This is a genomic window from Pseudomonas sp. MWU16-30323, from assembly GCF_020515595.1.
Classification (GTDB): domain Bacteria; phylum Pseudomonadota; class Gammaproteobacteria; order Pseudomonadales; family Pseudomonadaceae; genus Aquipseudomonas; species Aquipseudomonas yamanorum.
The window spans coordinates 102818-126789 of sequence record NZ_JAIWYM010000004.1; the positions used below are offsets into that span (position 1 = coordinate 102818).

Sequence of the window (23972 nt, forward strand, 5' to 3'; positions counted from 1 at the left end):
ACAAGCACTTCGTGTGGCGAGGGAGCTTGCTCCCGCTGGGCTGCGAAGCGGCCCCAATACAGGCGACACCGATTTGCCTGATAAACCACAGTGCCTGGGTTGGGAGTGCTGCGCACTCCAGCGGGAGCAAGCTCCCTCGCCACAACAGAAGCTTATTCACTCGCCAGCTCCAAAAGAATGCGCCCACTGGAGCAGGCGGCCGCCTCATTGCGGTAGGCGAAGTACAACTTGCCGCGCTCCTGGTCGAACCGCAGGTGCAGTTCGATCCGGTCATCCGGGCGCACCAGTTGCTGGAACTTGAGCACCTCCATCCCGGCGAACTGCCCCGGCAGGTTGAGCAGTTGCTGGCCCAGGTTCAGGGCCCAATCCACTTGCACCACGCCCGGCAGCACCGGGGTTTGCGGGAAGTGGCCGCTGAAGTAGGCGAGGTCCGGCGGGATCGCCAGGTGCAGGGTCCACTCACCGTTGGTCTCGACTTGTTCCAGCACTTCCGGGGCTTTCGGGCGCGGCGCCAGCAGCAGGGCTTCGACGTCGGCCTGGGGCAGCTTGCCTTGGGTGTTCAGCGGCAATTGGCGCAGCAGGCGCCAGCGGCGGGGCAGGGCCAGGGCTTCGCAGTGTTGGCTCAAGTGCTGGCGCAGGGTTTGGGTGACGGTGCGCCGGCCCTGGTTACGCAGGGCGTGCAAACCTTCAGCGCTGAGTACCACGAGGGCGCCGAGGGAGGCGCGGTTTTCCTGCACCACGCCCAGGCGCGTTTCGGCGACCCAGGCGTGGTCCATCAGCGCTTGTTCGAGCATCGGCAGGGAGATGCGTTTTTCTTCCAGCTTGACGATGCGGTCCAGGCGGCCCAGCAATTCGAAGCGGCCGTCGGCGTGGATGTTGGCGGCGTCGGCGGTTTGTTCAACATGGCCGTCGGGCAGGTACGGCGAGGCGATGCGCAGCGCTCCGTCGGCGTCCTGGCTCAGGTGCACGTCGGCAAACGGCTGCCACGGTTGTTCGCCCTGGCGCCAGGCGATGCCGCCGGTTTCCGAACTGCCGAGGATTTCCGTCGGCCACTGTTGCAGGCGCTGATGCAGGCTGTCGGCGGCTTCAAGGGGCAAGGCGCCGCCGGAGGAGAACACCCGTTTGACCGGCGTGAGCGCTGGCCAGTCGAGGTTGTCGCCCATGCGCTTGAGCAGCGCCGGGCTGGCGACCCAGGCGAATTGCGCATGCTCACGGCTGGCGCGCTGCAAGTCTTCGGGGAATGCCAGCTGCTGGCGCACAAAAGTGCGCCCGGCACACAACGGCCACAGCACCCGGAACAGCAAGCCATAGATATGCTGGGTGGCAACGCTGCCGATGATGCTCGCGTCGCCCAGGTCGGCGCCCCACAGGGTTTCCAGCGCCTGGACCTCGTTGGCCATCTGGCGCAGGGTTTTGTCGATGCGCTTGGGCTCGCCGCTGGAGCCGGAGGTGCACAGGCTCAGGCAGCTGGCGTCCAGGTCCAGGGCCGCGGCGCTTAAGGGCGCTTGATACAGCGCGTCCAGGTCGCCAGCCTCGGTCAGCCAGGCGTCGACGGCATCGTCCCAGCGTTGGCGTGTTTGTGGTTGCAGGTCGGCGGGCAGCAACACGTTGACGCCTGCACGCCACGCACCCAGCAGGGCGATCGCCAGCACGCCGGCGTCCTCAAGGTGCACCGCCAGGCGTTGGATGCCCCGGGCTTGCAACCCGGCGGCCAGGCTCAGGGACTTTTCCCACAGCTGTGGGTGATCCAGGGCAGGTTCGGTGGTGACCCAACGCTGCTCTACAGGCTCAAGCAGCAAGTGCTCAAGATTCAACCAATTCATACGCGGCCTCGAACCCTTTGTCGTACCAGCCATTCCACGGCAAACAACAGCCCCATCAGCCCGTAGGCGATCATGCCGTTGTACAACGTCCACCAGCTTAACGGCGCCCACAGGGTGAGGGCGGTGGCGAGCAGGCCGTTACACAGAAAAAACACACTCCACACCACGGTGACCTGGCGCGTGTACACAATCGCTTTTTCGGGCAGTTGCGGCTCGGTCATGCGGGCCAGGCGCTCGACCATCGGCGGCCCGTATTTCAGGCTCAGGCCGAACAGGGCCAGCATGAACGCGCTGACCAGGCTCGGGTACCAGCGCAGCATCTGCGGGTTGTCGAACCAGGCGAGCAACAGGCAAAAGACGATGATCGCCGCCGCCATCCAGCGGCTGCCCGGGCGCCTGGCGCCGGTCAGGGCGCGTAACAGCCACAGGCTGCCCAGCAGCAGGCCAAATTGCCAGGGGGCAAAATGCTCGGTGCCGTAATACACCGCAAAAGGGTACAGCAGCCCCGCCAGCAACAGGCCAAGGCCGATCAGCCGGCTCATGCGGCCGGTTGAACCAGACGGTAGACCGCCTCGACCACGTCGTTCACGGTGCGCACGGCCTTGAACTCTTCGGCAGCGATTTTCTTGCCGGTCTGGCGTTTGATGTGGTCGATCAGGTCCACCGCATCAATGCTGTCGATTTCCAGGTCCTGGTACAGGTTGGCGTCGAGCGTGACGCGTTCAGGTTCCAGTTCAAACAGTTCCACCAAGGCGTCGCGCAAGGTGTTGAAAATATCGTCACGAGTTTGCATGGTACGGTCTCAAGCTGCCTGTCGGGCCGTGACGAACGCCGCGAGGCTGGCCACGTTGGTGAAGTGATTACGGGTGTCCTTGGCGTCGGCATCGATCTTGATGCCGTACTTTTTCTGGATCGCCAGGCCCAATTCCAGGGCGTCGACTGAGTCCAGGCCAAGGCCTTCGCCGAACAGGGTTTGCTCGTTGCCGATGTCGCTCTCGCTGATGTCTTCCAGGCCCAGGGCCTCGATGATCAGCGTTTTTATGTCGTGCTCAAGGCTGTGTGGGTTGCTCATCTTCGGCGAGCTCCTTAATAAAATACTGGTGCAGGTAATCGTTGAGCTTGCGTGAAGCCTGGGGCGCGGGCCCTTGTGCGGCAAACGCCTGTGGTTCTATATCGGCACCCACGCGCAAACTGAAGTGAAAGCGGCGATTCGGGATGCGATACCAGGGTTCGGCCTTGGTCAGGGTGGTGGGGCTGACCTTGATCACCACCGGCGTGATGATGCTCGCACCACGCAGGGCAATGGCGGCGGCGCCGCGATGAAAGGTCGGCGCCTGGCCCGGTGAGGTGCGGGTGCCTTCCGGGAAAATGATCAGGGTCTGGCCGTCCCGCAGGGCATCGGCGGCGGCGTCGAGCATGTCGGCGCTGCCGTCGTTGCTGATGTAGCCGGCATCGCGCACCGGCCCGCGGGTGAACGGGTTCTGCCACAGGCTTTGCTTGACCACGCAGTTGGTCTGGCGCATCTGGGCGATCAGGAACACCACGTCCACCAGCGACGGGTGGTTGGCGATGATCATTTGGCCCGGGCGGCCGAGCTTTTCCGCGCCTTCGACACTGTAGGTCAGGATGCCCAGGCGATACATCATGCGAATAAATAGCCAGAACAGGCAGCTGATGGTGTGGCGGGCACGCCGTTGGTGCTGTTTGGCGTCACCCGGCAGGCAATTGAGCAGCGGGAACACCAGCACGCGCAGGCACAGGCCGCCCAGGCCAAACAGGGCGAAGGCGGTGGCAGTGGCGAACAGGCGCCAGTAGTAGGCCTTGCGAGGCTTTTCGGTCAGGGCTTGCGTTGCCAGTTCCATACTCGGTTCTTCCAGGCATGTTGGCAGGCGCCCTGTTCGTTCAGCAGGGTGCGCAGCAGGTTCAGGGCGTGGGGCCACTGGGCTTTGGTGGTGGGTTGGACAGCGGCCGTATTCAGTTCCATCTGCCACTCGTCGCCCGGTGTCAGCAGCAGGCCGAGGGCGTAGGGGAAGGGCACGTCGTCGATCCAGCGCGCATAGGTCTCTGGCGGCTGTTCCTCGGTAACGATCAGCAACACAGCCGGTGCGCCTTCATTCAGCAGGGCGGCGGCTTCGAGCATGCCGTGCTCCAGGCCGTCGCCGGCGGCGGCGAGGGCGGTCATTTCACTGGTTTCATTGCGCAGGATCGACCACAGGCCAATCACCGCGTTATGCACCGACAGGCTGAACTGGGTCGGCGACAGGGGCTCGTCGTTGGCCAGGTCGCTGAGAATATCGAGGGTGCGCGGGGTTTCGCCGTGACGGGAGACAAACACTAATGGCAGTTGTTGCAGACCTTCGGCCAGTGGCCAGCCCACGCTGAAGGCCATGCGCGCCAGGCGGCTCAGGCGCCGGCGCTGCATGGCCGGCAGGAACGATACGTCGGGAGCCGCATCGCTGCGGGCGAGCACTGTTGGCTGCTGGCACCATGCACGCCAGTCGTCCGCGCTTTCGAGCCCGGGAGCCCAGGCACGCCATTGGGCGATATTGAAATTGATCACTGAGAAGTTATCCCGCCCCTGCGGGCTTCCTTGTGCGGCCATTGGCCCCGAATACCGGGACAGGGTGCAATCGCCGAATGGCGCGCATTATCCCGGTGCTGCGGGGTTCTAGCAAACTTTGGTAAAGAATTGTTCACGACTGATTACAAAATCGTTGAAAAGAATTAGCGATTGTCCTTCGTGGGGGTGGGGCACCGGGTGTCAGGTATTTCCTGCTTTGTCCGGTTGATGGGAAATTGTTGTGCGAGATAGAGCCTCTGATGCTGTAGTACAGAAGCGAACGAGGTAGCTAACCGGCGCTTTTGCCCTCTACACTCGGTTATTCATTGATACACGGAGGTTTTTCCATGCGGCGCGTGGTGTTCAACCAAAAAGGCGGTGTTGGCAAGTCCAGCATTGCCTGCAACCTGGCGGCGGTCAGCGCCAGCGAAGGCTATCGAACCTTGTTGGTGGACCTTGATGCCCAGGCCAACTCGACCCAGTACCTCACCGGGCTGACCGGCGACGATATCCCCATGGGAATCGCCGACTTCTTCAAGCAAACCCTGTCTTCCGGGCCGTTTTCGAAGAAAAACCAGGTGGATATCTACGAAACCCCGTTCGACAACCTGCACGTCATCACCGCTACTGCGGAACTGGCGGACTTGCAGCCCAAACTCGAAGCCAAGCACAAGATCAACAAGCTGCGAAAGCTGCTGGATGAATTGAGCGAGGACTACGACCGGATCTACCTGGATACCCCGCCGGCGTTGAACTTCTATGCCGTTTCTGCGCTGATTGCCGCTGATCGCGTACTGATCCCCTTCGATTGTGACAGTTTCTCCCGCCAGGCACTGTATGGCCTGCTGGCAGAGATTGAAGAATTGAAGGAAGACCACAACGAAGGGCTGGAAGTGGAAGGGATCGTGGTCAACCAGTTCCAGGCCCGGGCGAGCCTGCCGCAGCAGATGCTGGATGAACTGATTGCCGAAGGCTTGCCGGTGCTGCCGGTGTACCTGGGCAGCTCGGTGCGCATGCGTGAATCGCACCAGGCGAACATGCCGCTGATCCACCTGGACCCACGGCATAAGCTGACACAGCAATTTGTGGAGTTGCATAACCTGCTGGAAAACGCGTGATTTAGCAGGCAACACAAAACAATGTGGAACCCTGCTTTTGTGGGAGCCGGGCTTGCCCGCGATGCAGTCAACTCGGTTTGTCAGTTACACCGAGGTGATGCTATCGCAGGCAAGCCAGCTCCCACATTTAGTCTCTGTTCCTACAGGGAAATCGTCGTCTTGCGTCGTTGCCTACAGTTACGCCAGAATCCGCCGGCTTGTGCGTTTGGATGGGCGTCTCTAAGGTTGCCCGGTCGCTGAATTCTCAGTGATCGGGTTTAGTAGCCCGAGTGTTTGTCGTTAAGTGCATAAGCTTCATCTTTCAGGCGTTGAGTCTGTGCTTGATGGTAGCTGTGCGTAGGGCGTCTTCGGGCGCGCCGGCTTCGACATTTCCCGGTCTACTAACCTGCGTACAGCTGCCACCCTAATTCGTTTAGTAGCGATCAGATGGCGGCTCCAATCAGGAATGTCGACCATGTTTAAAGCTACTCCAAATCCCCCGTCGTACCTTTTTACAGTCAGCCCCGGCCAAGCCACCGAAACCCTTATCCTCAACACCTACGAAACCTTCTCCTCAGTCACCACCCTCTTGCTCGACCTTTCCGATGACCTCACCGGCAAGCAGCGCGATGTCGCGTTGGCCATTCATCAATTGAGCGAATTGGGCGTACTGCTGATGGGGCAAGTGATGGACCGGGGTGTCCCGTTACCTCAAACGCCCTGACTGCGCAGCCAGCTCATCAACTGCGGTAACGGAAACGCACCGCTCTGACGCGCCACTTCCCGGCCATTCTTGAACAGGATCAGGCTGGGAATCGAGCGAATCCCCAACTGAGCGGATAACTGCTGATTGGCCTCGCTATCGAGCTTGGCCAATCGGCACTTCCCGGCCAACTGCCCGGCGGCCTGCTCAAACACCGGCGCAAACGACTTGCACGGCCCGCACCATTCTGCCCACACATCCACCAACAGGGGTAAATCGCCTTTGATCTGGCTGGCGTAATCGCCCTGTTTCAGCTCAAAGGGTTTGCTCAGCAGCACCGGCTGCTTGCAGCGCCCGCATTTAGGCGCATCGCCCAGGCGTTCGTTGGGGATGCGATTGAGACCGTTGCAGTGGGGGCAGGGGATTACGAGAGAGTCGGACATGCTGGGCTCCGTGAAAGTGGCCAATGGGTTCTATTTGGAGCCGCCGTCGGGGTTTATCAAGGAACAACACAAGCCATCAGCGTGCAATCTTCTTTCGTGCCAGCTGGCAGGCAAACACGTTGCCCACAGCACAACCCCCAATCACCAGCATCAGAGTGAAAAGCAGTGGTGCATCCCATTGAGACCCTAGCCAGGTTAATAATCCTGCCCCGGCCACAGTGATGCATCCGAAAACTGCAGAAGCCTTGGCTTGGTGAGTAGCGTCGATATCCAGGGCCCAGCCGGTCGCAAGGGGCAACAAAATGCAGAAGGCAATACTGGTTGCTGCTGCAGCTGCCAGGTAAAGGTAGATATCGACATGTAGCCATGCCGCTACCATCAAGAGCGCGGCGAGGCACTGAGAGACCGATCCAGCATTTAGGCGTTGGGCGTCACTGAATCGTGTGACGGCTTTCCCTGAAAAGAAAAATCCTGCCGCTACCAGCGCCGCCCAACCTGAAAGGATCATGCCTGTTGCTTGTGATGAGAGATGAAAAACTCCCTGCAGGGCAAACGCCTTGCTGAGGTTCAACTGTGTGAAGGCGCTCTGTATCAGGAGTGCAAGCAGTAAACCACAGATGAACTTCGGCTGTTTCCACAGTAAAGATTGGGTTTCCGTTGCAGCCTGTTGGCCTTGGTCGGTTGCCTTGCCGTGATGAGTGGCCAGAAGTCCCAGGCCGATTATAAAAAGCAGGCAACCGAGTACGCCAAAAACCCATCTCCACCCCCAAAACGAGGCTGCCGCCAGCAGAGTCGGCGGGCTTAGTACCGTAAGGACGGTAATCGCACTCAAGAGATAAGCTGTTGCGCTTTGGAAGGTTGTTTGCCCGAGTCGTTGACGTAGCCAAAGGCGTGAAGAGGTTGCTGCCACCGCGTTGGCGATGAACATGAAAGTAAAGATGATCGATAGCGTGAGAGCGTTTGTTGATAACGCCACTGCGACACATAGCAGCGCGATCAGCACCGATGCACCGGCCAGGCTGACGCTGGTTCCCAGTCGGTTGACCAGCGGCGTTGAAAACAACTGGCTGAATGCGAAAGCCATCAGGCACAAGCCGAGCATGCCTTGAAAGAATGCCGGAGAAACACTCAAGTCCTGTGCGATTAACGGAGAAAGAGGAACAAGAGCATCGAAAACAACCGCACTGATCAGCGTCCTGGCCGCCACGACCCTAAGGCCTGGGGTCACGGCCTGATGCTCCAGCTCCTCTGTACCACTGCTTACGTATTCACTGCGCGCAGAGTGGCGACAGGCTCATTCGCCTCGGCCCTGGCTTGGCTCCCTTTGAGCCACAGCGCTATTACTTCCTTGTGCTGTGGATATCGCTCAACCAAAAACAGCTCAAGTGGCTTCCATGCCCGCTTTTCCAGCCAGGCATTGACCTGGGAAAGGTCGTGGTGAGGGAAGGACAAGTCCATGTGTAGACGGACAGCGGAATATTTCTCGGGTGTAGCGTGATCGCACACCGATTCCAAGTTTGGAACATCGACGCCCATGACGCACCTCCATTTCATATCTGCTTAGGTTTGTTGCGTGATTGCAACAGGCCAACCCTAGGCCGAAGAGATGTTTAATGATGTCAGGCGCGTCCGGCATTTATTTCTTGATATGTCGCTCGGGCTTAACTTCTACGACGAACAACTAATCTCCAAATGCTTCCCCCAATCCGGCGGTCGCTGGGCGTATTGCTCCATCCCCGGCTGCTCTTCAAACGGTTTGGTCAGCACCTCATGCAGCCGGCGCACTTCGCTGTAATCCCCCAGCTCTGCCGCCTGGATGGCGTTCTGCGCCAAATAGTTGCGCAGGATATAAAGCGGATTCACCCCATGCATCCGCTCACGTCGCTGTTCTTCTGTGCCGCTGGCGTCGCGCTCCACACGGGCTTTGTACAGGTCCGCCCACTCATCAAACCCCTTGAGGTCGACAAAGTCGTCGCGCAACCGCGCCACAGCCAGCGCCGCAGATTCATCCCCCAGCCGGCGGAAGAACAGGGTGTAGTCGACGCCGCTGTTCTGCATCAGTTGCAGCAGGCGCTCCACCAGCTTCTGGTCGTCATCTTCGGCGGTGGTGAGGCCCAGTCGGCGGCGCATCAGGTCCAGGTAGTGGGCCTGGAACAACGGCAGATACAGCCCCAGCGTTTCCCGCAGCGCCTCGACGGTGATAAACGGCGTCAACGCCTGGGCCAGCGCGCTCAGGTTCCACTGCCCGATCGGCACCTGGTTGCTGAAGGAATAGCGCCCTTCATGATCCGAGTGGTTGCAGATGAACTGCGCGTCAAAATCATCGAGGAACGCAAACGGCCCGAAGTCGAAGGTGATGCCGAGGATCGACATGTTGTCGGTGTTCATCACTCCGTGGCAGAACCCATAGGCCTGCCATTTGGCGATCAACTCGGCATTACGCTCGACAATTTCACGGAACATCGCCAAATACGGCTCCGGCTGTTCCATGCATTCCGGGAAGTGCAGGGACAGCACGTGCTCCGCCAATTGCTTCTGTAATTCAGGCTTCTTGGTGTAGTAGAAATATTCGAAATGCCCAAAGCGCACATGGCTATGGGCCAGGCGCAGCACCATGGCGGCGCGCTCCTGTTTCTCGCGCCATACCGGTGTGGTGGAGCCGATTACACAGAGTGCCCGACTGCTGGGAATGCCCAGCGCAGGCAACGCCTCCGACGCCAGAAACTCCCGGATCGACGACCGCAGCACCGCGCGCCCATCGCCCATGCGCGAGTACGGGGTTTGCCCGGCGCCCTTGAGGTGAAGGTCCCAATGCTCGCCCGCTTCGTTGTAAACCTCGCCCAGCAGCAATCCGCGCCCGTCACCCAACTGCGGGTTGTACGAGCCAAACTGATGCCCGGAATAGATCATCGCCCGCGGCTCGGCCTCGGCCCACAGCTTGTGCCCGCCGAACAGCTCGGCAAATACCGGTGTTTCGGCCACGGCAGGGTCGATATCCAGCAGCGCCATGGCCGCTTCACTCGCTACCACTAAACGCGGTTCGTCGATGGGTTCGGGCAGCACATGGGTTGAGAAGCCGTCGCCCAGGCGGGCGAAACGGTTGTCGAAGGTCAGTTCGTCGAGGGCTTTCAACGGCCATCTCCCAGCAGAATGTCCGACCATTCTGCTGGGGATAGTGCGTTTAGTCGAGTTTGGCGGGAGGCGGTTCTTGTATGTCCTGGTCCTTGGCGGGCGGCAGGGCGGTTTTGTTTTCTTCTTCTACCGGAACCAGTTTGTATTCCTGGCCATGCAGGTTCTTCAAGTACACCTCCATCTGCCGGAACGAGATGTTGATGTGCTCTTTCTTGAACTCGCGATTGATGAAGCGGTTGACCTCATCGATCACCGGGTTGCGGTCGCCCAGGTCGCGTACGTGCATGCGCAGTTCGTGGTCCAGGGTGCTTTCGCCGAAGTTGAGGAAGTACACATGGGGTTCCGGGTCTTTCAGCACGCGGGGGTTTTCCCGGGCGGCCTTGAGCAGCAATTCCTTCACCCGATCCAGGTCCGAGCCGTAGTCCACGCCCAGTTTCAGGGTGACCCGGGTGATGGTGTCGGTCAGCGACCAGTTGATCAGTTGCCCGGTGATGAACGTCTTGTTCGGGACAATGATGTCCTTGCGGTCGAAGTCGGTAATGGTGGTGGCGCGGATGCGGATCTTGCTCACCGTGCCCGACAGGTTGCCGATGGTGATGGTGTCGCCGATCCGTACCGGGCGCTCGAACAGGATCATGATGCCGGAGATGAAGTTGGCGAAGATCTCCTGCATCCCGAAGCCCAAGCCCACCGACAGCGCGGCCACCAGCCATTGCAACTTGTCCCAGCTCACGCCGAGGGTCGACAGGGTGGAAACAAAGCCGACGCCGGCAATCACGTAGGACAGCAAGGTGGTGGTGGCGTAGGCGCTGCCCTGGGCCAGGTCCAGTTTCGACAACACCAACACTTCCAATAACCCGGGCAGGTTGCGCGCCAGGGCAAAGGTGATGCCGATGATAATCAGTGCCCCCAGCAAGTCGCCGATGCTGATGGGCACCATGCTGATATTGGCGCCGGTGCCGCTGGTGTATTCGTAGAGGGTCACGTTGTCCAGGTAGGAAAACACCGAGATCAAGTCAGACCACACCCAATACAGGGCGGCGATAAAGCCACCGAGCAGGGCCAGGCGAATCAGTCGCATCGACTGTTCGTTGACCTGTTCGATGTCCAGGGTCGGCTCTTCGATCACGGCTTCGCCATCACCCGCTTCCTTGGCGGCCTGGCGTTTGGCCAAGGCTCGCGCATAGGCCAGGCGCCGTGCGGCAACCCCCAGGCCACGGACGAAGGTGGCTTCGATCACCAGCCAGAACATCAGCAGGTACAGGGTGTTGATCAGCCGGTCGCTGAGTTTCAGGGCGGTGTAGTAGTAGCCAAAACACACGGCAATAAACAGCGCGACCGGCAGTGCGGTAAACATCAGGCCCATGGCTTTGCGAAACAGCGAGGCTTTTTCGTGAGTCGGGCTATGGAGCAGCAGGCGCCCGAGCAGCCAGGCCATCAGTGCGTAGCAGGTCAGCACCACGCCGATGCCCAGCACGTCGTCCGCCAGCGCCGCTGGTTGATGCTCGGCGATGGCCACCACGGCCACCAACGCCAGCACCACCAGCCCGAGTTTGCGCACCCAGCCCTGGAGGAATTCGACCTGGGGTTTTTCCCAGCGGAAATGCAGCTCTGCCACGCCGCCTGGCGCGAGGATCCGATAGGCGGTGTAGAACACCAGCCACGCCTGGGCGATCTGCAGCAGGGCCGCCCCGAGGTTGGCGTTTTGCCCGCGGGCATCGATCTGCAACGCATAGCCGCACAGCGCCAGGCCCAGGGCTACCGGCATCGCCAAGGCGATATTCACCAGGATCGCCACCGGCGTGTGCCACTGGCTGTCGCGCTTGAAGTGGCCGATGTCCATATGGATTTTTTTCAGCCGGGCATACAGGTAGCTGCGACGCCACAGCAGCGCGCCGATCAACAACAGCAGCGGCAGGAACAGCAGCGGGCGCTGGGTCAGGCCGTCATACAGCTCGCTGACACTGGACGCCCACGGCAACGTGGTGACCTGTTTGCTCAGATGCGCCGGTACGGTTTCCAGCCATTCGGTGTCCAGCGGCTTGTTGCTGGGAATCCAGAACATCTGCTCGTCGAGGGTCGCCCGCAACGTGCTGGCGGTGCTCAGCAGTTGTTTCTGATTCAGTTGCAGGGTGATGGATTCGTTGAGCAGTGCGCTCAGCTCCCGGCTGAGGCGTTCCAACAGGTCGCTGCGGGTGATCGCCAGTTCCAGCAGGGTGCGGCGCAGTTGGGGTGTGATCTGGTCGGCCGGTTGATTGGCCAGCAGGTTGTCGACGTAGGTGCTCGGGGTGCTGATCAGTTCGCGTTGTTGATTGACCTCGAACTGGTACAGGCGAATGTTGGCGATGTCATCTGCCAGATCGCGGTCTACGGTCAGGCGCGGGAGGGCCTGCTTCTGTTTGTAGAGGATCTTGGACAGCAGCAGGCTGCCCTTGAGTACGTTGATCTGTTCGTCCAGCGCCGAGTCGCTTTGGGTCACGCTGTCCAGTTGCTGCTTGGTTTGCAGGTTTTTCTGAGTCAGTTCGTTGAGCCGGTCGGTGCTTTTGAGCAGGTAGTCGGACAGTTTCAGGTTGGCGGCGCTTTCCGTGGCGAGCAGGCTGCTGCCACCGGCCTTTTGGGCTTCGATGGACTGCTGGGTCACGGTTTCCTGGGACTGGGCCAGGCGTTTCTGGTTGATCAGGGTTTGCAGGTCCTGGATTTCCTGCTCCAGGCGCGCGGTTTTTTCCAATACCAGATCGTGTTGGCTGTTGCCCAGGTCTTGCAGTTGGCTGTTGCCGGCCAGCTCCTGGCGGCGCAAGGGGATCAGCGCGTTGAGGGCGGCCAGCTCGGCGTTCAGTTGGTTGCGCTGGTCACCGCTGAGGGCCTTGCCATTGTCTTTGCCGGCCTTGAGGATCGAGTTGATTTGCTGGATGCGCGTCTGGCTGCTGCTGATTTCGGTCTGGGCGCGTTCCGGGCGGGTCTGGGCGGCGATGCTCAAGCTGTTGGCGTCGGCCAGTTCCTTTTGCAGGTCGCCTTGCTGGGTGGTGCGCTGCACCAGCAGTTGTTCAAGCTGCGGCACCGGCAAGGTGGCGTAGCGTTGGGCGACCGGAATCACCTTGGTGGCTTTGAGCCGGGTCAGCTCGCGCTGGTTCTCGGCGCTCTGGCGCGGCGCGTTTTCCAACTGGCGCTTGAGGTCGACCAGGCGCTGTTGGTAATCCTGCTGGTTGCCGAGGAAGGTGAGGGTCTGCTGCAGGATGCTTTGCAGCGCCTTCATGTCGGCGTCGGGCAGTTTGCGGTCCGGCAGCTTGTCCAGGGTTTGCTGGACGGAGTCGATGCTGGGCGGGTCGGCAGCGTTTACGGTGCCGACGCAGAGGGTCAGGCCCAGCAGGGCAGTGGCGAGAAAAGTACGCAGGGTTGTCATAGAGACCGGTCGAGCAAGGTGATAAATAGGGGGCGTCCCGACATCGACTGGCGCGCCGTCGCCCCGCAGTTTAGAGGAAGAGCCCGGGGCCCGGGCGACTTCCTTCGGGGAATCTGACGCCGACTTTGCCGATCTTGTTCCCGTCCATGACCGCAACGGTCCAGATGGTGTTGTTCCATTCCACCTGGTCGCCGACCACCGGCGCACCACCGACTTTCTGGGTGATGAAGCGGCTCAGTGGCATGTCCGGGTCGATGCCCTCGAGCTTGAGCCCGTATAGGGCCGAAACTGCGCCCAGTTGGGCGTCGCCTTCCAGTACGAAGTCGCCGAAGAAGCGCAGGTCGAGGCCCCGTTGTGGTGCCTGGCTGAACAGTTTGCCGAGGGCCGGCAAGTTGTGTTCATGGCCGATCACGCAGAGCAAATCATCGACTTCCAGCACCGTACTACCCGACGGATGGAGCAGTTGCTGGCCACGAAACAGCGCGGCGATCCGCGTGCCTTCGGGCATTTTCAGTTCCCGTAGGGCAGCGCCGATGCACCATTTCTCGGCGCCCAGGCGGTAGACGAACAGCTCCCACTCGCTGGTGACGTGCACTTCCAGGGCAGCCCGGGAAATCGGCGCGGGCTCGGGCGGTACCGTCACTTTCAACAATTTGGCTACCCAGGGCAGGCTCGTGCCCTGCACCAGCAACGACACCAGCACGATAAAGAACGCCAAGTTGAAGTACAGCTGCGCGTGGGGCAGGCCGGCCATCAGCGGGAACACCGCCAGAATGATCGGCACCGCACCGCGCAGGCCGACCCAGGCGATAAAGGCTTTTTCTCGACCGTGGAAGGCCTTGAACGGCAGCAGGCCGACGATCACCGACAGTGGCCGTGCGAAGAGAATCATCCACAGCGCCAGGCCCAGGGCCGGCAGCGCGATGGGCAGCAGATCATGGGGCGTGACCAGCAGGCCCAGCACCAGGAACATGCCGATCTGTGCCAGCCAGGCCATGCCGTCGAGCATATGCAAGATGCCATGGCGGCTGCGCACCGGACGGTTGCCGATCACCAGGCCGCACAGGTACACCGCGAGGAAGCCGCTGCCGTGCAGGGCGTTGGTCAGGGCGAACACGAAAAGGCCGCCGGAAATCACCAGGATCGGGTAAAGGCCGTTGGCCAGGTTGATCCGGTTGACCATCTGCAGCATCAACCAGCCGCCGCCCAGGCCAATGATGCCGCCGATGCCGAACTCACGAATCAAGTGGCCCAGCAGGCTCCAGTGCAGGCCGGTCTGGCCGCTGGCGAGCATGTCGATCAGGGTGACGGTGAGGAACACCGCCATCGGGTCGTTGCTGCCGGATTCGATTTCCAGGCTGGCGGTGACCCGTTCGTTCAAGCCCTTGCCGCCCAGCAGCGAGAACACCGCCGCAGCGTCCGTGGAGCCGACGATGGCGCCGATCAGCAGGCCTTGAATGATGTTGAGGTTGAACAGCCAGGCGGCTGCCATGCCGGTGAGGCCGGTGGTGATCAGTACCCCGACCGTCGCCAGGGACAGGGCGGGCCAGAGCGCCACGCGAAAACTCGCCACCCGTGTTCGCAAGCCGCCGTCGAGCAGGATCACGGCCAGGGCGAGGTTGCCCACGAGGTAGGCAGTCGGGTAGTTATCGAAAATGATGCCGCCGCCGTCGACGCCGGCGATCATGCCCACGGCCAGGATGATCACCAGGATCGGAATCCCTAAGCGGGACGAAAGAGAACTCACCAGAATGCTCGCACCTACCAGCAACGCGCCGATCAAGAACAGGCTGTTGATGGTCGTCGCATTCAAAGGCAGTACTCCATGAGCAGGAAAGACGAGGCGCAAACTGACCATGCAGTCTGCGTGCCAGCGATTCTAACCTGTTGAATTGCTGTGCTGTCAAAAAAGGTGTTGGGGATGTACACAGGTCAAATGTGGGAGCTGGCTTGCCTGCGATTGCGGTGTGTCAGTCACTGGAGATCGTGACTGTCAGATTGCTATCGCAGGCAAGCCAGCTCCCACAAGGGATCGCCTGTGTCAGTTAAAGCCTGAACCGCCCCACCATCCCGTTCAAATCCACCGCCAAACGCGACAGCTCACTGCTCGCCGCACTGGTCTGGCTGGCGCCGGTCGCCGATTGCACCGACAAGTCACGAATATTCACCAGGTTGCGATCCACTTCCCGCGCCACTTGCGCCTGTTCTTCAGCGGCACTGGCGATCACCAGGTTGCGCTCGTTGATTTCAACGATGGCGGTATTGATGGTGTCCAGTGACATCCCCGCACCCTTGGCGATATTCAGCGTCGACTCCGCACGCTCGGTGCTGTTACGCATCGAATCCACTGCATGCTCGGTACCGGCCTGGATGCTGCCGATCATCCGCTCGATCTCGCTGGTGGACTGCTGGGTGCGATGGGCCAGGGCCCGCACTTCATCCGCCACCACCGCAAAACCACGCCCGGCCTCACCGGCACGCGCCGCCTCAATCGCTGCGTTCAGGGCCAGCAGGTTGGTCTGGTCGGCCAGTCCACGAATCACGTCCAGCACCTTGCCGATGTCCCGGGACTCTTCCGCCAGGTGACCGATCAAGGTCGCGGTGGCTTGCACGTCGCTGCTCATGCGCTCGATGGCGCCGACGGTTTCCTGCACCAGGTCACGTCCATCGCCGGCCGAGGAGGTGGCGTTTTTCGAGGCTTCGGAGGTGCTGACCGCGTTGCGGGCCACTTCTTCAACCGCGCTGGTCATCTCGTTCACCGCCGTGGCGGCTTGTTCGATTTCGTTGTTTTGCTGGGTCAGGCCGCGGGCGCTTTCGTCGGTCACGGCGTTCAGTTCTTCCGCCGCGGAAGCCAGCTGGGTGGCCGAGCCGGCGATGCGCTGCAAGGTGTCTTTCAACTTGTCCTGCATCTTGGACATCGCCAGCAGCAGTCGGCCGGCTTCGTCGTTGCCGTCGACCTTGATCGGGCGCGTCAGGTTGCCTTCGGCGATTTCCTCGGCGGCGTCCAGGGCCTGGGCGATCGGCAGGGTGATGCTGCGGGTCAGCAACCAGGCGAACAGCATGGTCAGCGCCGTGGCCAGGATCAGCAGGATCACCACCAGCTCGAAGGCCATGTCGTACTGGTCGGCGGCTTGCTGGTTGGTGGCGGTGGCCATCTTGTTATTGATGTCCAGCAGGCGGTTCAGCACGGCGTTGACCTGCTCCGAGTTGCTCAGCAGTTCGGTGTTCAGCAGGGTGCGCAGCTCGTCCACCTGATTGGCCCGGGACAGGCTCTTCATGCGTTCTTCGATCTGGTGATACTGGCCCAAAAGACGCACGTACTCGTTATAGGTACTGCGCTCTTCGCTGCTGTCGATCAGCTTCTCGTACACCGCCTGGGCGGTACGAATCTGTTGATTGCGCAGATCAAACGCTTCCAGGGTCTTTTGCTGGACGTCGGGCTCGCGGTTGGTCAGCAGGCGATAGGACAGCACCCTCAGGCGCAGGGTCAACTGGGTGAACTCGTCCAGGGCGCGGATGCTCGGCACGCTGCTCAGGGTGATGTCTTCCGTCGCCGCGCGAATCTTGCTCATCTGGTTCAACGCGAACACGCCGAGAAACAACATCAGCGCGCCAATCAACGCGAAGCCGAGGAAGGCCCGCGGCGCGATATTCATATTACGAAGAGACATGCTGTGATCCTGGGGAGAAGCGCGATCCATGCGGGGTTTGGGCGGGGTGTCCATGACCTATCGGTCATACGACTAAAGTCTTGAGGGGGTGCGCGCTTTTGTCGCAGAGCGGGACGGTCCGACGGGATTCAGGAACCAGATGCCATAAAAGCAGTCACTAAGGCTCGAAAGCGTGGCCTGCCCTGTAAAATCAAGGCCCCGCGCCGGGGATAACCCTGGCATCCGAGGTGATTTTTCTTTATCGTCACCGCCCTTTGAAAAAGCCCGAGAAATCAAAATGTTAGAAGCATCCCTCAGCCAATTGGAACAACTGGTCAGTGACCTGGTACAGCAGAACCAGGATCTGCTGGGCACCAACGAATCCCTCAAGGCCGAACTGGCTCGCGCCAAGGATGAGAACGACAGCCTGCAGTTGAACCTGATGGAACAGGAAGAAAAGCAGGGCGCCACCGCTGCCCGTATCCAGGCGTTGGTTGAGCGTGTGAGCGCAGGTCCTGTCAGCGCATGAATGAAGGGATAAAGGTCGTTTCGATTCTCGGTGAGGATTACTCGATCAAGGCACCGGAAGGGGAAGACAACACCCTGATGAGCGCCGCGACGATGCTCAAGGCATCCCTGGCCACCACCAAGAAAAAGTACCCGACGCTGATCGGTGACAAGCTATTGGTGCTGGCGGCGCTGAACCTGTGCGCCGAGCAGATCGAAATGCAAAAGCACCATCAGCAGGAACTCGACCGTTACCAAGAGCAAGTCAGCGCCACGGTCGAAGTGATTTCCAAGGCGATCGGACAGCCTTAAAACCACTCATCCTGCATCCCCAGGCACGTGTCATCACGTGCCTCGAGAATCGCCAGTTCATGATGGCAGCCCGGTATTTCCCACGTCAGGAAGTACCGGGCGGCCTGGAGCTTGCCCTTATAGAAGGCGACATCGGCAGCATTGCCCTTGGCCAGCCCTTCCTCGGCGCGAATTGCCTGTTCCAGCCAGCGCCAGCCAATCACCGTATGCCCGAACACTTTCAGGTACAGCGCCGAATTCGCCAGGCTGCTGTTGACCTTGCCCTGGGCGAGATCCGTCAGCAGGCCGAGGGTGACCTCTTGCAGGCGCGCTACCAGGTGTTCCAGCGGTTCCCGTAAGGCAGTCAGTGACGGGTATGCCTGTGCCCGCGCGCCGGTCTCGGCGATCAGGCGGATCAGTTGCTTCAAGCCCGCACCGCCGTTCTGCGCCAGCTTGCGCCCGAGCAAATCCAGCGACTGAATGCCGTGGGTGCCTTCATGGATCGGATTCAGGCGGTTATCGCGGTAGTACTGCTCCACCGGGTATTCGCGGGTGTAGCCGTGGCCGCCGAGGATCTGGATCGCCAGTTCGTTGGCTTTAAGGCAAAACTCCGACGGCCAGGATTTGACGATCGGCGTCAGCAGGTCCAGCAGTTCGTGGGCCTGTTTGCGCGCAGCTTCGGTTTCCAGGGTGGTGGTGTCGTCGAACAGGCGCGCGGCGTACAAGCCAAGGTCGAAGGCGCCTTCCACGTAGGCTTTTTGGGTCAACAGCATGCGTTTGATGTCGGCGTGCTGAATGATCGACACCGGCGCGGTGTTCGGGTCCTTGCTGTCCGGCAGGCGACCTTGCGGGCGCTCGCGGGCGTATTCCAGGGAATACAGGTAGCCGGCGTAACCGAGCATCACCGCGCCCATGCCCACGCCGATCCGCGCTTCGTTCATCATCTGGAACATGCAGCTCAGGCCCTGATGCGGCTTGCCCACCAGGTAGCCGACACACTCGCCGTTATCGCCGAAATTCAACGCGGTGGAGGTGGTGCCGCGCCAACCCATCTTGTGAAACAGCCCGGCCAGCAACACATCGTTGCGTTTGCCCAGGCTGCCGTCGTCGTTGACCAGGAATTTGGGCACGATAAACAGCGAAATGCCCTTCACCCCGGCGGGCGCGTCCGGCAGCTTGGCCAGCACCATGTGCACGATGTTTTCCGACAGCGGGTGATCGCCGCCGGAGATGAAGATCTTGTTGCCCTTGAGGCGATAGCTGCCGTCAGCCGCCGGTTCTGCACGGGTACGAATATCCGACAGCGAGGAGCCGGCGTGGGGCTCGGTCAGCGCCATGGTGCCGAAGAAACGGCCTTCGATCATCGGTTGCAGGAAGCGTTGTTTCTGCTCCTCGGTGCCGAAGCTCTCGATCAGGTTGGCGGCGCCCATGGTCAGGAACGGGTACGACGTAGAGGCGGCGTTGGCTGACTGGAAGTGTGCGAAACAGGCCTGGGACAGCAGGGTAGGCAATTGCATGCCGCCGGCTTCGAAGCTGCGGGCGGCGTTGAGGAAGCCGGCTTCGAGGAAGGCGTCCACCGCCGGTTTCACTTCAGGAATCAGAATCGCCTGACCGTTCTCGTAGCGGGGCTCGTTCTCGTCGCCCTTGCGGTTGTGGGGGGCGAAGAACTTCTCGGCAATGCTGCGGGCGGTGCCGATGGCGGCGTCGAAGGTTTCGCGGTTGTGTTCGGCAAACCGCTCGCGCTGGGTCAGGCCCTCGGCATCGAGGACTTCGTACAGCTCGAAAGCCAGATTGCGGGAACTGAGCAGCGTCTCGGACATGGTGGCTTACCTGTGTGGGAATGGGCCGAGTCTAAGTGCGCAAATAGAGGCTGGATAGCAAGATTGATCTGGGTGATGGAGGGGCAGAACGCGGCTCGAAGGTGGAACGCGGTCAATGTGAGGGCTGTTGTGGGAGCCGGGCTTGCCCGCGATGCAGGCACCTCGATGTGTCAGATACACCGAGGTGATGCCATCGCAGGCAAGCCAGCTCCCACATTTTGACCGCGTTTCTTCCGTTAGCCGATGGTCATCAGGCTGGCGTTACCACCCGCCGCGGCGGTGTTGACGCTCAACGCCCGCTCGATCACCAGGCGCTCCAGGGCAATCCCGGTTTCGCCCGAAGACAAACCGTGAACCCCGACAATCGCCCCGCCACGCTTGGCCACTTGCTGGCAAACCCCGCGCAGTTGGTCGGAGTCGCCGTGATGCAGCACGGCATCAAATACGGTTTCATCCTTGGTCCAGTCCGCCACCAGCTTGATCTTCGCCTGAAGCTCCTTCGGCAAACGTGCAAACACGGCCTTGGTCAATTCAGTTTCCGGCCATACCGCCGAGCCGCCGACAGCCAGTACCGCGGCCAGTTGCGTCAGCAGGTCGCCTTCCACTTCCGCCAGGCACAACACGTGCTCGCGGGGCAGGATGGCGTAGCTGTTGCGCTCGCCGGTCGGGCCGGCCAGTTGGCGGGTGATACCGCTTTGGGATTGCGCGGCGAACTGCACGCACAGGGCGCTCAAATCGCTGAGCTTGTTGCTGTCGGCCCAGGCTTGCAGGGTCGTCAGTGGCTTGCTCATGGCATCCCGCAGGCGAACATCCGGTGCTGTCACGGCATCACCGCGCACGAAGGATTGCTCGATGGCGTCCGTAGGACGGGTCGACAGCAGACGGTACAGGTACAGCGGACCGCCGGCTTTCGGGCCAGTACCCGACAAACCTTCGCCGCCGAACGGCTGCACGCCGACCACGGCCCCCACAATGTTGCGGTTAACGTAGACGTTACCGGCATGGACGTTGTCGATCACCTTGGCGATGGTCTCGTCGATGCGGGTGTGCACGCCCAGGGTCAGGCCGTAGCCGGAGGCATTGATCTGGCCGATAAGCTGGTCGATCTCTTTGCGCTTGTAGCGCACCACGTGCAGCACCGGGCCGAAGATCTCCCGTTGCAGCTCGTCGAAGCTTTCCAGTTCGATCAGGGTTGGCATCACGAAGGTGCCGCGCTTGACCTCTTCGCTATCGGCAATGGCGACCTGGTAAACGTTGCGGCCTTTGTCGCGCATGGCCTGGATGTGTTTCTCGATGCCAGCCTTGGCTTCGGCGTCGATCACCGGGCCAATGTCCACCGACAGGCGCTCCGGGTTACCGAGGCGGCATTCTGCCATGGCACCTTTCAGCATTTCGATGACGCGATCAGCAGAATCTTCCTGCAAGCACAGCACGCGCAGGGCCGAGCAGCGTTGGCCGGCACTGTCGAAGGCCGAGGACACCACGTCGATCACGACTTGTTCGGTGAGCGCCGAGGAGTCGACGATCATCGCGTTCTGGCCGCCGGTTTCGGCGATCAGCGGGATCGGACGGCCCTGTGCATCCAGGCGGCCGGCGACACTGCGTTGCAGCAAGCGCGCAACCTCGGTGGAGCCGGTGAACATCACGCCCTTGACGCGATCATCACCCACCAGGCGGGCACCGACGGTTTCGCCCTGGCCCGGCAGCAGTTGCAGCACGCCTTCCGGAATCCCGGCTTCCAGCAGCAGGCGCACGGCTTGTGCGGCCACCAGTGGCGTTTGCTCGGCAGGCTTGGCCAGCACCGGGTTACCGGCGGCCAGTGCAGCGGCGACCTGGCCACTGAAGATCGCCAGGGGGAAGTTCCACGGGCTGATACAGACCACCGGGCCCAATGGACGGTGGGCGTCGTTGGTGAAATCGTTGCGGGCCTGCACGGCGTAGTAACGCAGGAAGTCCACGGCTTCACGCACTTCGGCGATGGCGTTGGCGAAGGTCTTGCCGGCTTCACGGGCCAGCAGGCCCATCAGTGGCTGGATCTCGCCTTCCATCAAATCGGCGGCACGCTCCAGGATCGCGGCGCGCTCGGCGGGCGGGGTCGCCTGCCAGATTGGCGCGGCTTTCAGGGCGCACTGGATGGCGTTGTCGACGTCTTCGACAGTTGCTTCCTGTACGTGGCCGACCACATCACGCAGATCGGACGGGTTCAATACCGGCGCAGCGGCTTCATTGCTGGATGCGCAACCGAGCATCGGCGCGGCTTTCCAGTTGTTGTGGGCGGTGGCCAGCAGGGCACAGGACAGCGACGCCAAGCGGTGTTCGTTGGCCAGGTCGATACCGGCGGAGTTGGCGCGCTCGGCACCATACAGGTCGCGGGGCAGCGGGATACGCGGGTGCGGCAGGCCGAAGCCGCCTTCCAGCGTCGCCATCTGCTCGATGCTGGCTACTGGATCGGCCACCAGCTCCTGGATCGAGATGGATTGGTCGGCGATGCGGTTGACGAACGAAGTGTTGGCGCCGTTTTCCAGCAGGCGACGCACCAGGTAAGCCAGCAGTGTTTCGTGGGTGCCGACGGGTGCGTACACGCGGCACGGACGATTCAGCTTGCCTTCGGAGACCTTGCCTACAACCTGCTCGTACAGCGGCTCGCCCATGCCGTGCAGGCATTGGAACTCGTACTGGCCGGGGTAATAGTTCTGACCGGCGATATGGTAAATCGCCGACAAGGTGTGGGCGTTGTGCGTAGCGAACTGCGGGTAGATAACTTCCGGAACCGAGAGCAGTTTGCGTGCGCAGGCAATGTAGGAAACGTCGGTGTACACCTTGCGGGTATAGACCGGATAGCCTTCCAGGCCTTCGACCTGGGCGCGCTTGATTTCGCTGTCCCAGTACGCGCCTTTTACCAGGCGGATCATCAGGCGGTGGCGGCTGCGGCGTGCCAGGTCGATCACGTAGTCGATCACATACGGGCAACGCTTCTGGTAAGCCTGGATCACGAAGCCGATACCGTTCCAGCCGGTCAGTTGCGGCTCGAAGCACAGGCGTTCCAGCAGGTCGAGGGACAGCTCCAGGCGGTCGGCTTCTTCGGCGTCGATGTTCAGGCCGATGTCGTATTGCTTGGCCAGCAGCGTCAGCGACAGCAGGCGCGGGTACAGCTCGTCCATCACGCGCTCGTACTGCGCACGGCTGTAACGCGGGTGCAGGGCCGAAAGCTTGATGGAGATGCCTGGGCCTTCATAAATGCCACGGCCGTGGGACGCTTTGCCGATCGAGTGGATGGCTTGTTCGTACGAGGCCAGGTACTTCTGGGCGTCGTGTTCGGTGAGTGCGGCTTCACCGAGCATGTCGTAGGAATAGCGGAAACCCTTGGCTTCGAACTTGCTCGCATTGGCCAGGGCTTCGGCGATGGTTTCGCCGGTGACGAACTGCTCGCCCATCAGGCGCATCGCCATGTCGACGCCCTTGCGGATCATTGGCTCGCCGCTTTTGCCGATGATGCGGCTCAGGGACGACGTCAGGCCGGCTTCGTTATGGGTGGCGACCAGTTTGCCGGTCAGCAGCAGGCCCCAGGTGGCGGCGTTGACGAACAGCGACGGGCTGTTGCCCAAGTGCGGGTGCCAGTTGCCGGTGCTGATCTTGTCGCGTATCAGTGCGTCGCGGGTGCCTTTGTCCGGGATACGCAGCAGCGCTTCGGCGAGGCACATCAGCGCTACGCCTTCCTGGGACGACAAGGAAAATTCTTGCAGCAGGCCCTGGACGATACCTGCACGGCCGCCGGCGCTTTTCTGATTGCGCAGTTTCTCGGCGATCGAAGAGGCGAGCTTGTTGGTGGCGTCGGCCATTGTCGCGGGCAGGCGGGCCTGCTCGATCAGCATCGGCACCACTTCAGGTTCCGGGCGACGGTAAGCGGCGGTGATCGACGCGCGCAGCACCGATTGCGGCAGGATGCTCTCGGCGAACTCCAGGAAGCACTGGTGGGCGTGGTCGGTCTGGACCTCGCCGGCTTCTTCTGCGTCCTTGCTGGCCAGGCCGTTGAGTTCGGCCAGGGTTGCACCACCCTCGAGTTTCTCCAGGTAATTGAAAATCGCCTGCTTGATCAGCCAGTGCGGCGTGCGATCAATGGAGGTCGCGGCCGCCTTCAGGCGCTCGCGGGTCGGGTCGTCAAGTTTGACCCCAAGGGTGGTCGTAGCCATCTTTTTATCCTCATGGGTGCCACTACTGCGTGGCATCAGCTGGCGGCAAGATTAGCTTTGCGCCGAGAGAGGTGCAACCGGGTGCAACCCTTTTTATCCATGAAATTTTTGATGCTGATCGGGAAAAATTATCGCCGCAGCCGAATCGGCTGCGCCTTGGTGCATTTGCTTCTGACTTTGGCTGCCCTTGCTCCGAAAAGGAGCAAAAACACGGTGTTTTCTGCAAAACACATCGAGGTGCAACTTATTCTCAAGAAACTGGTTGCACCTTATTTGCTTTGTTGAATAGCATTCGCGCCCAAGGTGCAACCTCTTACCGGCGGTTCATCGGCTGATGGCTTTCCTGGGGAAACGTC

20 protein-coding genes are annotated in these 23972 nt (G+C 61.2%); 5 read left to right on the plus strand and 15 right to left on the minus strand.

Annotated elements, in window-relative coordinates; genetic code table 11:
- Positions 1-152 precede the first annotated feature (152 nt).
- The 6 genes from LIY45_RS06975 to LIY45_RS07000 are packed head-to-tail and all read right to left on the minus strand — an operon-like array spanning position 153 to position 4383.
- Complete coding sequence (locus tag LIY45_RS06975) at positions 153-1823, minus strand: acyl-CoA synthetase family protein (RefSeq protein WP_226475798.1); 1671 nt, start codon at positions 1821-1823, stop codon at positions 153-155.
- Positions 1820-2365 carry a membrane protein gene (locus tag LIY45_RS06980; RefSeq protein WP_017478267.1) on the minus strand — a complete coding sequence of 182 codons (546 nt, stop codon included), beginning with the start codon at positions 2363-2365 and terminating at the stop codon, positions 1820-1822. Before LIY45_RS06980 ends, LIY45_RS06975 begins: the two co-directional genes overlap by 4 nt.
- Positions 2362-2616, minus strand: a complete 255-nt coding sequence (locus LIY45_RS06985; protein WP_003209389.1) for an acyl carrier protein — start codon at positions 2614-2616, stop codon at positions 2362-2364. Before LIY45_RS06985 ends, LIY45_RS06980 begins: the two co-directional genes overlap by 4 nt.
- 9 nt (positions 2617-2625) lie before the next feature.
- Positions 2626-2895 carry a phosphopantetheine-binding protein gene (locus LIY45_RS06990; RefSeq protein WP_003209392.1) on the minus strand — a complete coding sequence of 90 codons (270 nt, stop codon included), beginning with the start codon at positions 2893-2895 and terminating at the stop codon, positions 2626-2628.
- The gene (locus tag LIY45_RS06995) at positions 2873-3685 is read right to left on the minus strand and encodes a lysophospholipid acyltransferase family protein (RefSeq protein ID WP_017478268.1); all 813 of its coding nucleotides are present in this window, start codon (positions 3683-3685) and stop codon (positions 2873-2875) included. The genes LIY45_RS06990 and LIY45_RS06995 overlap by 23 nt, the downstream gene beginning before the upstream one ends.
- Positions 3661-4383 (minus strand): beta-ketoacyl synthase chain length factor, encoded by a 723-nt coding sequence (locus LIY45_RS07000; RefSeq protein ID WP_226475799.1) that lies wholly within the window; start codon positions 4381-4383, stop codon positions 3661-3663. The genes LIY45_RS06995 and LIY45_RS07000 overlap by 25 nt, the downstream gene beginning before the upstream one ends.
- 347 nt (positions 4384-4730) lie before the next feature.
- Here LIY45_RS07000 and LIY45_RS07005 point away from each other — a divergent pair, with 347 nt between their 5' ends.
- Both LIY45_RS07005 and LIY45_RS07010 read left to right on the plus strand, forming a co-directional pair.
- Positions 4731-5501 carry a ParA family protein gene (locus LIY45_RS07005; protein ID WP_017478270.1) on the plus strand — a complete coding sequence of 257 codons (771 nt, stop codon included), beginning with the start codon at positions 4731-4733 and terminating at the stop codon, positions 5499-5501.
- A 454-nt stretch (positions 5502-5955) separates the two neighbouring features.
- On the plus strand, positions 5956-6204 hold the full coding sequence (locus LIY45_RS07010) for a DUF6124 family protein (protein ID WP_003209399.1): 249 nt from the start codon (positions 5956-5958) through the stop codon (positions 6202-6204).
- On the opposite strand, the gene trxC is transcribed toward LIY45_RS07010, so the two are convergent.
- From trxC to LIY45_RS07045, 7 genes are all read right to left on the minus strand, one after another.
- Complete coding sequence (trxC, locus tag LIY45_RS07015) at positions 6192-6626, minus strand: thioredoxin TrxC (protein WP_003209402.1); 435 nt, start codon at positions 6624-6626, stop codon at positions 6192-6194. The two genes, LIY45_RS07010 and trxC, sit on opposite strands and share 13 nt — an antisense overlap.
- Positions 6627-6702: 76 nt before the next feature.
- On the minus strand, positions 6703-7833 hold the full coding sequence (locus tag LIY45_RS07020) for an MFS transporter (protein WP_226475800.1): 1131 nt from the start codon (positions 7831-7833) through the stop codon (positions 6703-6705).
- A 53-nt stretch (positions 7834-7886) separates the two neighbouring features.
- Positions 7887-8162 carry a hypothetical protein gene (locus tag LIY45_RS07025; RefSeq protein WP_226475801.1) on the minus strand — a complete coding sequence of 92 codons (276 nt, stop codon included), beginning with the start codon at positions 8160-8162 and terminating at the stop codon, positions 7887-7889.
- Between the two features lie 132 nt (positions 8163-8294).
- Positions 8295-9758, minus strand: a complete 1464-nt coding sequence (locus LIY45_RS07030; protein ID WP_226475802.1) for a protein adenylyltransferase SelO — start codon at positions 9756-9758, stop codon at positions 8295-8297.
- 49 nt (positions 9759-9807) lie between these two features.
- The gene (gene mscK, locus LIY45_RS07035; RefSeq protein WP_017478276.1) at positions 9808-13158 is read right to left on the minus strand and encodes a mechanosensitive channel MscK; all 3351 of its coding nucleotides are present in this window, start codon (positions 13156-13158) and stop codon (positions 9808-9810) included.
- 70 nt (positions 13159-13228) lie between these two features.
- Positions 13229-14971: a potassium/proton antiporter gene (locus tag LIY45_RS07040; protein WP_003209410.1), complete on the minus strand. Its 1743-nt coding sequence runs from the start codon at positions 14969-14971 to the stop codon at positions 13229-13231.
- A gap of 232 nt (positions 14972-15203) precedes the next feature.
- Entirely contained in the window at positions 15204-16829 is a 1626-nt protein-coding gene (locus LIY45_RS07045; RefSeq protein WP_226475803.1) for a methyl-accepting chemotaxis protein, read from the minus strand.
- A 277-nt stretch (positions 16830-17106) separates the two neighbouring features.
- Here LIY45_RS07045 and LIY45_RS07050 point away from each other — a divergent pair, with 277 nt between their 5' ends.
- Both LIY45_RS07050 and LIY45_RS07055 read left to right on the plus strand, forming a co-directional pair.
- On the plus strand, positions 17107-17337 hold the full coding sequence (locus LIY45_RS07050; protein WP_003209413.1) for a hypothetical protein: 231 nt from the start codon (positions 17107-17109) through the stop codon (positions 17335-17337).
- Positions 17334-17627 carry a cell division protein ZapA gene (locus LIY45_RS07055; RefSeq protein ID WP_226475804.1) on the plus strand — a complete coding sequence of 98 codons (294 nt, stop codon included), beginning with the start codon at positions 17334-17336 and terminating at the stop codon, positions 17625-17627. Before LIY45_RS07050 ends, LIY45_RS07055 begins: the two co-directional genes overlap by 4 nt.
- On the opposite strand, the gene LIY45_RS07060 is transcribed toward LIY45_RS07055, so the two are convergent.
- Complete coding sequence (locus LIY45_RS07060; RefSeq protein WP_017478280.1) at positions 17624-19426, minus strand: acyl-CoA dehydrogenase; 1803 nt, start codon at positions 19424-19426, stop codon at positions 17624-17626. The two genes, LIY45_RS07055 and LIY45_RS07060, sit on opposite strands and share 4 nt — an antisense overlap.
- A gap of 236 nt (positions 19427-19662) precedes the next feature.
- A complete protein-coding gene (gene putA, locus LIY45_RS07065; RefSeq protein WP_226475805.1) occupies positions 19663-23616 on the minus strand; it encodes a trifunctional transcriptional regulator/proline dehydrogenase/L-glutamate gamma-semialdehyde dehydrogenase in 3954 nt (1317 codons plus the stop codon).
- Between the two features lie 29 nt (positions 23617-23645).
- Between putA and LIY45_RS07070 the strand changes: the two genes are divergently transcribed.
- A complete protein-coding gene (locus tag LIY45_RS07070) occupies positions 23646-23951 on the plus strand; it encodes a hypothetical protein (protein ID WP_226475806.1) in 306 nt (101 codons plus the stop codon).
- Positions 23952-23972 lie beyond the last annotated feature (21 nt).

Excerpts from the sequence above, each read along its gene's own strand:
- LIY45_RS07045 (WP_226475803.1), bottom strand. The coding sequence starts at position 16,829 with ATGTCTCTTCGTAATATGAATATCGCGCCGCGGGCCTTCCTCGGCTTC.
- LIY45_RS07055 (WP_226475804.1), top strand. The coding sequence starts at position 17,334 with ATGAATGAAGGGATAAAGGTCGTTTCGATTCTCGGTGAGGATTACTCG.
- LIY45_RS07010 (WP_003209399.1), top strand. The coding sequence starts at position 5,956 with ATGTTTAAAGCTACTCCAAATCCCCCGTCGTACCTTTTTACAGTCAGC.
- LIY45_RS07060 (WP_017478280.1), bottom strand. The coding sequence starts at position 19,426 with ATGTCCGAGACGCTGCTCAGTTCCCGCAATCTGGCTTTCGAGCTGTAC.
- LIY45_RS07050 (WP_003209413.1), top strand. The coding sequence starts at position 17,107 with ATGTTAGAAGCATCCCTCAGCCAATTGGAACAACTGGTCAGTGACCTG.
- LIY45_RS06995 (WP_017478268.1), bottom strand. The coding sequence starts at position 3,685 with ATGGAACTGGCAACGCAAGCCCTGACCGAAAAGCCTCGCAAGGCCTAC.
- LIY45_RS06985 (WP_003209389.1), bottom strand. The coding sequence starts at position 2,616 with ATGCAAACTCGTGACGATATTTTCAACACCTTGCGCGACGCCTTGGTG.
- trxC (WP_003209402.1), bottom strand. The coding sequence starts at position 6,626 with ATGTCCGACTCTCTCGTAATCCCCTGCCCCCACTGCAACGGTCTCAAT.
- LIY45_RS07025 (WP_226475801.1), bottom strand. The coding sequence starts at position 8,162 with ATGGGCGTCGATGTTCCAAACTTGGAATCGGTGTGCGATCACGCTACA.
- mscK (WP_017478276.1), bottom strand. The coding sequence starts at position 13,158 with ATGACAACCCTGCGTACTTTTCTCGCCACTGCCCTGCTGGGCCTGACC.
- LIY45_RS06975 (WP_226475798.1), bottom strand. The coding sequence starts at position 1,823 with ATGAATTGGTTGAATCTTGAGCACTTGCTGCTTGAGCCTGTAGAGCAG.
- putA (WP_226475805.1), bottom strand. The coding sequence starts at position 23,616 with ATGGCTACGACCACCCTTGGGGTCAAACTTGACGACCCGACCCGCGAG.
- LIY45_RS06980 (WP_017478267.1), bottom strand. The coding sequence starts at position 2,365 with ATGAGCCGGCTGATCGGCCTTGGCCTGTTGCTGGCGGGGCTGCTGTAC.
- LIY45_RS07005 (WP_017478270.1), top strand. The coding sequence starts at position 4,731 with ATGCGGCGCGTGGTGTTCAACCAAAAAGGCGGTGTTGGCAAGTCCAGC.
- LIY45_RS06990 (WP_003209392.1), bottom strand. The coding sequence starts at position 2,895 with ATGAGCAACCCACACAGCCTTGAGCACGACATAAAAACGCTGATCATC.